The sequence below is a fragment of the Staphylococcus schweitzeri genome, from assembly GCF_002902405.1.
Classification (GTDB): Bacteria; Bacillota; Bacilli; order Staphylococcales; family Staphylococcaceae; genus Staphylococcus; species Staphylococcus schweitzeri.
Map to the genome: position 1 here is coordinate 42,396 of NZ_PPQS01000026.1, position 11,291 is coordinate 53,686.

Consider the following 11,291-nt stretch of genomic DNA (forward strand, 5'->3'; position numbering starts at 1 on the left):
AAAGTTCCACTTCCTTTATCATCTCTGTCCCACGCTTTTAGTCGCCGAAAAGTAAATTTAATATACAAAGTGTAATATTGGTATGTTATTATAGTAATAATTTACAGAATTATATGAAAAATGAATGGAGATGTGATGGTATGTTTGGAATGAAAGTGAATGAACAAATAACATTAAAAATTTTAGAAGCCCATGACACAGAAGCACTTTTCAATTTAGTCAATCGTTCAAGAGATTCACTTAGAGAATGGTTACCTTGGGTAGATGCAACTAAGCAGCCATCAGATACGCGTTCGTTTATTAAAAGAGGACTTTTGCAATTTGCGGATGGTAATGGGTTTCAGTGTGGTATTTGGTATGAAGGAACACTTGCGGGTGTAATCGGTTTACATGAAATTAATCATATGCACAGAAAAACGTCATTAGGCTATTATTTAGATAAACAATTTGAGGGTCAAGGGATTATGACACAAGCTGTTGAGGCATTGATAAAGTATTGCTTCGAAGAGGTTGGCTTAAATCGAATTGAAATAAGTGCCGCAGTTAATAATGAAAAAAGCCAAGCCATCCCCGAACGGTTGGGTTTTACTAAAGAAGGTATGTTACGTGACAACGAATTATTAAATGGTTTTTATTCATCGAGTTACGTCTATAGTTTATTAAAATCAGAATACAATCAAAGATGATAAGTGAATCTGATAAAGGAGTGTTGACTTATATTTATAAGCATTGCTTTTTTATTTATTTTTAAATAAAAAAGGTTGTTGACAGTATTATTTTATGGCAATATAATGATTTTGATAATTATTATCATCTAGATAATGTTCATGGAAGTACCCTTAAAATAATTATTTTAAGAACAGCGTGTTATTTTGCAGTGTAGGGAATGTAGGATAGTGCGGATGAGGACATGTCTATGGGGATAATAGAATTTCTATAATGAGGTGTCAAAATGAAAAAGTTAACAACGCTATTATTAGCGTCAACATTATTAATTGCTGCATGTGGGAACGACGATAGTAAAAAGGATGCTTCAAAGACATCGAAAAAAGATGACGGTATTAAAGCAGAATTAAAACAAGCAACAAAAGCATATGATAAATATACTGATGAGCAGTTAAATGAATTTTTAAAAGGAACAGAGAAATTTGTTAAAGCGATTGAAAATAATGATATGGCTCAAGCAAAAGAAATATATCCTAAAGTGCGTATGTATTATGAACGTTCAGAGCCAGTCGCAGAGGCATTTGGAGATTTAGATCCTAAAATTGATGCTCGTCTTGCGGATATGAAGGAAGAGAAAAAGGAAAAAGAATGGCAAGGTTATCATAAAATTGAAAAAGCCTTATATGAAGATAAGAAAATTGATGATATGACTAAAAAAGATGCACAACAATTATTGAAAAATGCAAAAGAATTACATGCGAAAGTAGACACGTTAGATATTACGCCGAAATTAATGTTGCAGGGTTCAGTTGATTTGTTAAATGAAGTTGCTACATCTAAAATTACAGGAGAAGAGGAAGTATACTCACACACAGATTTATATGACTTTAAAGCAAATGTTGAAGGTGCACAAAAAATTTATGACTTATTCAAACCAATTCTAGAGAAAAAGGATAAAAAATTAAGTGACGATATTCAAACAAACTTCGATAAAGTGAATAAATTATTAGACAAATATAAAGATAAGAATGGTGGATATGAGTCATTTGAAAAAGTATCTAAAAATGACCGCAAAGCATTTGCTGATGCTGTAAATGCTTTAGGAGAGCCATTAAGTAAAATGGCTGTGATTACAGAATGACAAATTACGAACAAGTTAATGACAACACGCAATTTTCAAGACGTACATTTTTAAAAATGTTGGGAATTGGTGGCGCGGGTGTCGCAATTGGTGCAAGTGGTGTCGGCAGTGTTTGGTCCTTTAAATCTATGTTTGATACACCTGAAGATCCAGAAAAAGATGCATATGAATTTTATGGCAAAATACAACCTGGCATTACAACACCTTTACAAAAAACATGTAATTTCGTTTCTCTAGATTTGAAATCAAAGGATAGAAATGAGATTAAAGCAATGTTTAAAAAATGGACAGTTATGGCTGATCGAATGATGGATGGTGATACTGTTGACAAGGCAAGTAAAAATCCATTAATGCCACCAGTAGATACAGGTGAATCTATTGGACTTGGTGCGAGTAAATTAACGATTACGTTTGGTATCAGTAAAAATATGATGAAGAAAATTGGTTTATCTAATAAGATTCCAGAAGCATTTAAAGATTTACCACATTTCCCAAACGATCAATTAGTGGATGACTATCGTGATGGGGATATTATGATTCAAGCTTGTTCAAATGACTCACAAGTATCGTTTCATGCTGTTCATAATTTAGTACGTCCATTTAGAGATATCGTTAAGGTACGTTGGGCACAGTCAGGATTCATATCGGCCAAAGGTAAAGAAACACCTAGAAATTTAATGGCTTTTAAAGATGGCACAGTTAATCCTAGAAAAAATAGTCAATTCAAAGACTATGTTTTTATTGATGATGGATGGGCTAAAAATGGCACATATTGTGTTGTACGACGTATCCAAATACATATTGAAACATGGGATCGTACTGCAGTTGAGGAACAAGAAGCAACATTTGGACGTAAACGTCATAGTGGAGCGCCGTTAACAGGAGGTAAAGAGTTTGATGCAATTGATTTAGATGCAAAGGATAGTCACGGCGAGTATATTATAGACCAAGATGCACATACAAGATTAGCTAAAGAAGCAAAGACGTCCATTTTGCGTAGATCATTTAATTATGTAGATGGAACAGATGAGCGTACGGGTAATTTTGAAACAGGATTACTTTTTATTTCTTTTCAGAAAGCGACAAAACAGTTTATAGATATTCAAAATAATTTAGGTAGTAACGATAAATTAAATGAATATATTACACATATAGGTTCTGCTTCATTTTTAGTATTGCCAGGTGTTAGTAAGGGAGGATACCTAGGTGAAACATTATTTGACTAAAGTATTAGTAATGCTAATTACTACGGTATTGCTTGGTAGTTTTGTTGTTTTTAAAAGTTATGCGGCAGAACAACAGCGTATTAGTGATGTATATAGTATGATAACGGACGCGAAATCTGCACTTTCGGATAAGAGTATGACAAAAGAAAATAAAGAGAAATCGATTAAGCAAGTGGTAAGTGCTGTCGATAAATTAGCGCTAGATGACAATAGTGAAGGAAATACTGTCAAATCAGACATAAGAAAACTTGAAGATGCTAAAACGAATGATGATCAAATAGACATATTGTCTCAATTAACGAAGTCATTAATTGCTTATGAAGAGAAGCTGGCTAGTAAGGATGCGGGTTCCAAAATTAAATTGTTACAACAGCAAGTCGATGCAAAAGATGCAGCGATGACAAAAGCCATTAAAGATAAGAATAAAGCAGAACTAGAATCATTAAACAATAGTTTGAATCAGATATGGACAAGTAATGAAACGGTGATTCACAATTATGACGCAAATCAATATGGACAAATAGAAGTAGCATTGCTACAACTTAGAATTGCAATTCATAAGTCTCCATTAGATACGGCAAAAGTGTCACATGCTTGGACAACTTTTAAATCAAATATTGATCATATCGATAAGAAAAGCGACACGTCTGAAAACAATCAATACCATGTATCACAATTAAATGATGAATTAGATAAAGCGATTAAAGCTATCGACAGCAATCAATTGTCGGATGCTGATACAGCACTGACTCGATTTATAGAAATTTGGCCCTATGTTGAAGGTCAAATTCAAACGAAAAACGGTGCACTGTACACTAAAATTGAAGATAAAATACCTTATTATCAAAGTGTACTAGACGAACATAACAAAGCGCATGTAAAAGATGGTTTGGTAGATTTAAATAATCAAATTAAAGAGACAGTTGGTCACAGTTATAGCTTCGTCGATGTCATGATAATTTTTTTACGTGAAGGATTAGAGGTACTGTTAATTGTAATGACACTTACTACCATGACGCGCAATATGAAAGATACGAAAGGTACAGCAAGTGTTATTGGTGGTGCAATTGCCGGGCTTGTATTGAGTATCATCCTAGCAATTACGTTCGTAGAAACACTAGGGAATAGCGGTATTATTCGTGAAAGTATGGAAGCGGGATTAGGCATCGTTGCAGTAATATTAATGTTTGTCGTTGGTGTTTGGATGCACAAACGTTCGAATGCGAAACGTTGGAATGACATGATTAAAAATATGTATGCTAATGCGATTAGCAATGGTAATTTAGTATTATTAGCGACGATTGGTTTAATATCTGTCTTGCGTGAAGGTGTCGAGGTTATTATTTTCTACATGGGGATGATAGGTGAACTAGCTACAAAAGATTTTATTATAGGTATTGTTTTAGCCATTGTTATTTTAATTATCTTTGCGCTATTATTTAGATTTATTGTTAAATTGATACCTATTTTCTATATATTTAGAGTATTGTCGATCTTTATTTTTATTATGGGATTCAAAATGCTTGGCGTAAGTATACAAAAGTTACAATTATTGGGTGCTATGCCGAGACATGTTATTGAAGGATTCCCAACAATGAATTGGTTAGGATTCTATCCTAGTTATGAACCATTGGTAGCACAAGTTGCCTATATTATTATAGTAGCTTTCTTAATCTTTAAATTTAAAAAATAAAAAACAGGCCGAGTGCCTGTTTTTTTGTTGTGATATTAGTGTACTGCGGTTATTGCGGTATTATGCTGTTGCGGTTTTGCTTAGTCTATTCGAGTTGGCTATTACAGTATTAGTTCGTAATAGATTACTCTATCGTCGATTCAATTCGATTGGTTAATTTAACGATAAACATACTGAACTCGAAGAGCAATATGAGTGGTAATGTGAGTAATATATTTAATGTTATGTCTGGTGGTGCAATAATACTCGCCAGCACAAAGCAAGCAAAATAAATATACTTACGATAATGTTTCAATGAATTTGTATCTAAAAGGCCAAATTTCGCAAGACCCATAAATAATATTGGTAATTGAAATAGAATGCCAAATGTGAATAACCAACGTATGAGTTCAATTAAATATGCTTTAAAGCCAATGACAGGCGAAATGTTCAAAGTTAATGATAATTTTAACGCGAATTGAATAATCATTGGAAAGCCAACATAAAATGCAAAAGCGACGCCAGCACAGAATAATAACACGCTAAAAAAGCTATATTTATAAATAAATTGACGTTCATTATTATGTAATCCAGGTGCAATGAATGCCCACAATTGATAAAACATGACTGGTGAAACGACACAAAACGCGATGAAAAATATAATCATCACGTATATTTGGATCATTTCTGTGAATGAAAATGCATGTAAGGCCACATGTGCACGGGTAATATACGATATAAATGATGTCATCCACCAAAAAGATGAAATATATACGACGATGACCGTAATGACGAACGACAATAAAATTTTTACTAACCGATGGCGTAGTTCGCTAAAGTGAACCATTAATGTATCATCAGTATTATTGCTCGCGTTGTTGCTTCGATTCCTTACTGGGTGTATCGTGAGACTCTTTATCTAAATCTTCTGTTGCTGATTTAAACTCTTTTAAAGTAGATCCAATGGCACGACCAAATTGCGGTAATTTTTTCGGACCAAAAATAATTAAAGCGATAATGCTAATGACGACAAGACTTGTTGGGCCAGTAATGCCTAAAATGAAAGTGTTAGTTATCATGATAATCAACCTCACTCATAAGTAGTATATAGTATTTACTTTATACCGAACGATAATGATTATCAACAATATTTTATAAAAAATTAAAATATTGCCGTAAATACACTTTATTGAGGGATTAACTCTGAAATAATAGCTTGTTCTTTCAAGTCGATATAAGTGCAAGTACCAGCTTGAATATCGATATGCCATTTATAGATGCCAGCTTCAGCCATTTCATCACAAAATGTTTCGAAGTCTGTTTGTCCTTGTTGATGTCTTGTTAAGACGTCTTGAACGATAGACTTATCAGATTTTTGGGCAACAGGAGTGGTACTTTTAACAGATGAAGTTACAATATTATCCTCCGATTGATGTACGTATGTTGCTGTGCCGTCTTGAATATTGACGATATTATAGGTCATGCCCATATCTTTAAATGCTTTAAATAATTTTGGAAAATCCACACCAGTAAATTGTTGATGTGCACGTTGAATTGCAGCTAATGTAAATATCATAATAAACTCCTTTGAATGGTTTTATTTAGTAAAAATGCGTATGTCAAACAAAAATTAGAATGTTGTTAATTATGAAGCAAGATGTAACGAAAGTAAAAAATTATGACTTGTAGATGATGAGAAATTCGAATCAGTATTTAATTCACTGGTAGACACTGATATTTTTTGTGCCTTTTTGACAAGTATAGTTGTCAAAAAGACAAATATCATTTACAGTATAATTAAGGAGTTGATGCGATGTGCGTAATCGATTGAAAGAATTACGAGCACGAGATGGCTTAAACCAAACGCAGCTTGCTAAACAAGCGGGTGTATCAAGACAAACCATTTCGTTAATTGAGCGAAACAATTTTATGCCATCGGTATTAACGGCAATAAAAATTGCTCATATTTTCAATGAAACGGTGGAAACTGTTTTTATTATTGAGGAGGATGAGTCATGAAAATACTTAGATATATCGGATATCTTTTGTTGGGTGGACTTGTAGGTGGTATCATAGGCGGAATTTTAGGTAACTTTGATGGATTTGGTATTGAGAATTTGACGTTCGCGACTTATAACAATGTCGTTGTAATATCAATTATTGTGACTATTATCATCATATTGGTAGAAGCCATTGTTTTGATGAATCAAAGACGTGCATTGAAGTATAAGCGACTTGTAGATGAAGAGGTAGATATCGATGCAACAGATCAATATGAATTGCTTGCGAATCGTTATGTTTTAAATGGAAGTATATTAAGCATTATACAGACAGTAATTGCCTTTTTAATGTTGCTTATTTTTGTGGTAGGACAAGCTGAAGCAAATGGAATACTATTCTTTTTAATACCATTTTTTGCTAGTGCTATTTTCAATACACAATTTACGCTATTTAATAGGAGATTTGACGAAAGAATGCCAAAACTTGCTGATAAGAATTACACTGAAAAACGTTTGGAAATGTTAGATGAAGGTGAACGTCACATAGAATTAATTGCACTGTTTAAAACTTATGCAATTAACTTATCATTATTAATATTAGCAATTGTTTTTATTGGTTTTTATTCAATTACTACAGGAATTAATCAAAGTTTTAGTTTGCTACTTATCATCGCTATTTTCATATATAACGCCTTTAGTTATTTATTGAAGAGAAGACGTTTTTATTAAAATTAAACAAAGAGGAGTATAGATATGCCAACATTGTTAAATGTAGATCATGTGAACAAACAATACAAAGATTCGGATTTTAAATTACAAGATGCATCATTAACGATTTCCACTAATGAGACAGTTGGATTAATTGGGAAAAATGGCTCAGGTAAATCGACATTAATTAATATTCTAGTAGGCAATCGACATAAAGATAACGGTAGTATCACATTTTTTGGTGAAGAACATGCTATGGATGATGTCGAATATAAAGAACACATAGGTGTAGTGTTTGATGATTTGAGAGTACCTAATAAATTGACTATTAAAGATATTGATAAAGTATTTCAATCTATTTATATGACTTGGAATAGTCAAAAATTCTTTGATTTAATCAAATATTTCGAGTTGCCACTACAAACTAAAATTAAAACTTTTTCAAGAGGGATGCGAATGAAGATAGCTTTGACGATTGCGCTTTCTCATGATGTGAAGCTATTGATCTTAGATGAAGCAACTGCGGGTATGGATGTTTCTGGACGAGAAGAAGTAATGGAACTATTAGAAGATTTTGTCGCGCAAGGTGGAGGCATCTTAATATCATCGCATATTTCTGAAGATATAGAACAATTAGCGGATAAATTAGTGTTTATGAAAGATGGACGAATGATTTTAACTGAACAGAAAGATATACTTTTAGCACAATATGGAATTGTTACGACAGAAGATAAAGATGTTGAAATTCCTAAGCATTTAATCATTGCTTCTAGATTATCGAAGGGAAAATATCAAATTTTAGTTAAAGATTGTGCAGAAATTGAAAATGTAGAACCATTAAAACATATTGATGACGCTACGAAAATCATAATGCGAGGTGAAGTATAATGAAAGGTATGTTACTAAGTAGTTTTTATGCAACGAGAAAGCAAACATATATTTATTTTATAGTCGCTATCATAGCTGCAGGATACTTTGCAGTATTTAATCCATTGATGAGTTCGGCGATGGCTGGGGTTATGTTAATCACACCTATTACTGATAATATTAAACATGAAAAAGACTCAAGATGGATGTATTATATATCTACTTTACCGGTTAAACGTAGTGATTATATTAAGTCATACTTTGTCTTTTATTTAATCTTATTCGGTGCAAGTTTAATGATTGGATTAGTTGTGACTACGATTGTGACCCAAAGTGTGATGATTGGTATTATGTCAGGTTTAATGAGTTTTGGTATCATAGGGGCATACTCTATCATTTTCCCATTGACATTTAAATTTGGCGCTGAAAACTCAAATGTCATTATGATATTTGCATCTATACTACTACTTATTTCTTTTGTGGTCTTTTTCTTTATATATGGTATGGTTAGTGGTGCATCTGCATTAGAATTTGAAAAAATTAGCACTGAAGGATGGCTAGTTGTCATAGTATATGCGGTCATTGGTATCGTTATAACAAGTGTTTCTTATATATTGTCTATTAAAATTTTTAACAAACAAGAACTATAATCATCATTCTTAGTGTGATGATTGGCGGTGAAATAATAGTTAGAGCAGGTGATAAATCAATACGATTATCATTTGCTCTTTTTGTTGTTGTGGAATGATATGCGGGATGATAGGTTGAGGTGACATATCTATATCATTTGTTTTTAGAAGATTAGGTTGTGTGGGAATGGCATCCTTTTATAGTGAGGATTAACGTGTATATATTATTGAGTATGTTGCTGAAATTTATTTACGTGTATCTTTTGTTGATAGTAAGTGTAGATGATTTCCTTGGAAATATTAAAAAAACTCGATCACGTATCCAACTGATATTTATCTCAAAAGCATACTGTGAAGCGCGATGCTTTTGGTTTCAGTTCAAATACATTGACCGAGGTGAAGGTTATTTATTCATGTTTATTTCGTAGACGTTGATTTTTAAAATAAATCAGCATGATGCAGAAGGTTGCAACTGATACCGAAATAATCATTACTTGGTCGTGTCCTTTAAAGATAAGGCTGACGATATATGATATTACGAGTATAGCTAATGAATATGAAATATACTTTGCATTTGTCAATTCGTTATGGAAATAAGGCGAGATTAACCATAATCCAATATAGAAAACTAAAACACTGGCATACATCATATTAATTTCAAATAAGTCATTCAGTTTATTGTTATTACTAAAAACAATTGCAGCATTAATAACGCCTAAAGCGATATTAATTAATAAATGCGTATATGATAAGCGAAAACCAATAGATGATAATTTATGATTAATATAATTTTCAGTAATAATCCAATATACACCGAAAAGACTAATTAAAATCATAAATTGGAAGATATAAATGTAACTAAAATGATTAATACTGAATGATGAAGAAGCTAAACCAACAAGTACTTCACCAAAGATAATAATTGTTAGTAAAGAAAAACGTTCTACTAAATGCATCATATTAACAGGCGACAAAACTAGATATTTTTGGAATGGAATAAGACCTGTCGCAGCAATAAATACGCCTAAAAATCCAGGAATATAGTGTATGTTTTGAGGTAGTACTAATGATAAAAACGATAAAAATGAAATGATAAAGGCTACGATAGCAAAAGCTTGACATGTACGTTTATCACCATAATTTAAACCCGTACGTATATGTAATAAATATTGTAATCCGATACTTAAATACATAATTGCTACGCATAAGAAGAATGGGAAGAATGTTTTTTCAAAGTCTGGATATAAACTATTTGATAAAAAGACCATGATAAACATATTAAACATCATAAACGAGACGTCTTTGAATGTGACTTGACCAAAGCGATTGGTAAAAAATGTTTGATGAGACCACATTAACCATAAGAATAAACTCATGATGATATATTTGAAAAATAATTCAGCTGAAATGGAACCATTTTGTGTTGTTAGAATTACATGTGCAATTTTTTGAATCGCATAAACAAAAATTAAGTCAAAGAACAACTCATGGAATCCTGCACGCTTTTCAGCTAAATGTTTTGGTGTTAACGCATTAACCATAAAATTTTAACTCCTTTAAGGTGTGTAATTAATTTTCTAAGTATACTATGTATCTTTTCTACTGAATAGAGGAATTTTAATAATAATTGGTGACGTAGTAGTTGAAAAAAGGTGTCGGAAAGTAATTGCGGAGTTGGCAGTAATTAGTGATTCAATAATTGATAGGTATTTAATCAGAGCAATTGCTCTAAACCATAATGAAAATTTGTGGTAAATCAATTCATAATTTTGTACTATAGATGAGGATGATAGAGCATATTTAAGAGTGTGAAATGTTAAAGTGAAACCGTTTACGTTTCCGATTGCCCAAACAAATTACATCATTGTATAATATGATTTGTTAAATGCATAACAAGAATGAAAATGTAACATACGTAGCAATTGGTTTCGTAAATTGGATGTTAGTGGCGTATTGGTTCATTAGACGCATTAGTAATAAAATTGTATATATCATAAGGAGATGAATATGACATGACGAGAGTCGTATTAGCAGCAGCATACAGGACACCTATTGGCGTTTTTGGAGGTGCATTCAAAGATGTACCCGCCTATGATTTAGGTGCGACTTTAATAGAACATATTATTACAGAGACGGGTTTGAATCCAAGTGAGATTGACGAAGTGATTATAGGAAACGTACTTCAAGCAGGACAAGGACAAAATCCAGCACGAATTGCTGCTATGAAAGGTGGCTTACCAGAGACAGTAACTGCATTTACAGTGAATAAAGTATGTGGTTCTGGGTTAAAGTCGATTCAATTAGCATATCAATCTATTGTGACTGGTGAAAATGACATCGTGCTAGCTGGCGGTATGGAGAATATGTCTCAATCACCAATGC

12 protein-coding genes and 1 pseudogene are annotated in these 11,291 nt (G+C 32.5%); 9 read left to right on the forward strand and 4 right to left on the reverse strand.

Going from position 1 to position 11,291, the window contains the following annotated elements; all coding sequences use genetic code 11:
• Positions 1 to 140 precede the first annotated feature (140 nt).
• The 4 genes from CD116_RS05205 to CD116_RS05220 all read left to right on the forward strand — a co-directional run bounded on the left by CD116_RS05205 (position 141) and on the right by CD116_RS05220 (position 4,726).
• The gene (locus CD116_RS05205; protein WP_047548691.1) at positions 141 to 686 is read left to right on the forward strand and encodes a GNAT family N-acetyltransferase; all 546 of its coding nucleotides are present in this window, start codon (positions 141 to 143) and stop codon (positions 684 to 686) included.
• A 266-nt stretch (positions 687 to 952) separates the two neighbouring features.
• Positions 953 to 1,807, forward strand: coding sequence for an iron uptake system protein EfeO (gene efeO, locus CD116_RS05210; protein ID WP_047423925.1), 855 nt, complete (start codon positions 953 to 955; stop codon positions 1,805 to 1,807).
• Positions 1,804 to 3,033 (forward strand): iron uptake transporter deferrochelatase/peroxidase subunit, encoded by a 1,230-nt coding sequence (gene efeB, locus CD116_RS05215; protein ID WP_047449028.1) that lies wholly within the window; start codon positions 1,804 to 1,806, stop codon positions 3,031 to 3,033. The genes efeO and efeB overlap by 4 nt, the downstream gene beginning before the upstream one ends.
• Positions 3,014 to 4,726: an FTR1 family protein gene (locus CD116_RS05220; RefSeq protein WP_047548688.1), complete on the forward strand. Its 1,713-nt coding sequence runs from the start codon at positions 3,014 to 3,016 to the stop codon at positions 4,724 to 4,726. Before efeB ends, CD116_RS05220 begins: the two co-directional genes overlap by 20 nt.
• Before the next feature lie 124 nt (positions 4,727 to 4,850).
• Here the strand turns inward: CD116_RS05220 and tatC are convergent, their stop codons facing one another.
• The 3 genes from tatC to CD116_RS05235 all read right to left on the reverse strand — a co-directional run bounded on the left by tatC (position 4,851) and on the right by CD116_RS05235 (position 6,281).
• Complete coding sequence (tatC, locus tag CD116_RS05225) at positions 4,851 to 5,552, reverse strand: twin-arginine translocase subunit TatC (protein ID WP_078101669.1); 702 nt, start codon at positions 5,550 to 5,552, stop codon at positions 4,851 to 4,853.
• Positions 5,553 to 5,568: 16 nt separating this feature from the next.
• Complete coding sequence (locus CD116_RS05230) at positions 5,569 to 5,793, reverse strand: twin-arginine translocase TatA/TatE family subunit (RefSeq protein WP_001794540.1); 225 nt, start codon at positions 5,791 to 5,793, stop codon at positions 5,569 to 5,571.
• Positions 5,794 to 5,891: 98 nt separating this feature from the next.
• Complete coding sequence (locus tag CD116_RS05235) at positions 5,892 to 6,281, reverse strand: DUF1398 domain-containing protein (protein WP_047548684.1); 390 nt, start codon at positions 6,279 to 6,281, stop codon at positions 5,892 to 5,894.
• A 239-nt stretch (positions 6,282 to 6,520) separates the two neighbouring features.
• Between CD116_RS05235 and CD116_RS05240 the strand changes: the two genes are divergently transcribed.
• Genes CD116_RS05240 through CD116_RS05255 form a run of 4 tightly spaced genes read left to right on the forward strand, consistent with a single transcriptional unit; the run spans position 6,521 to position 8,930 of the window.
• Positions 6,521 to 6,724, forward strand: a complete 204-nt coding sequence (locus tag CD116_RS05240) for a helix-turn-helix transcriptional regulator (protein ID WP_047449036.1) — start codon at positions 6,521 to 6,523, stop codon at positions 6,722 to 6,724.
• Positions 6,721 to 7,434: a DUF3169 family protein gene (locus tag CD116_RS05245; protein WP_047548682.1), complete on the forward strand. Its 714-nt coding sequence runs from the start codon at positions 6,721 to 6,723 to the stop codon at positions 7,432 to 7,434. The genes CD116_RS05240 and CD116_RS05245 overlap by 4 nt, the downstream gene beginning before the upstream one ends.
• A gap of 24 nt (positions 7,435 to 7,458) precedes the next feature.
• Positions 7,459 to 8,301: an ABC transporter ATP-binding protein gene (locus tag CD116_RS05250; protein ID WP_047548679.1), complete on the forward strand. Its 843-nt coding sequence runs from the start codon at positions 7,459 to 7,461 to the stop codon at positions 8,299 to 8,301.
• Entirely contained in the window at positions 8,301 to 8,930 is a 630-nt protein-coding gene (locus tag CD116_RS05255; protein WP_047548676.1) for an ABC-2 transporter permease, read from the forward strand. The genes CD116_RS05250 and CD116_RS05255 overlap by 1 nt, the downstream gene beginning before the upstream one ends.
• A 386-nt stretch (positions 8,931 to 9,316) precedes the next feature.
• Here CD116_RS05255 and CD116_RS05260 read toward each other — a convergent pair whose 3' ends face one another.
• Positions 9,317 to 10,450: a low temperature requirement protein A gene (locus CD116_RS05260; protein ID WP_047548673.1), complete on the reverse strand. Its 1,134-nt coding sequence runs from the start codon at positions 10,448 to 10,450 to the stop codon at positions 9,317 to 9,319.
• Positions 10,451 to 10,960: 510 nt separating this feature from the next.
• Here CD116_RS05260 and CD116_RS13855 point away from each other — a divergent pair.
• Positions 10,961 to 11,291: pseudogene (locus tag CD116_RS13855) on the forward strand (thiolase family protein); the annotation flags it as partial.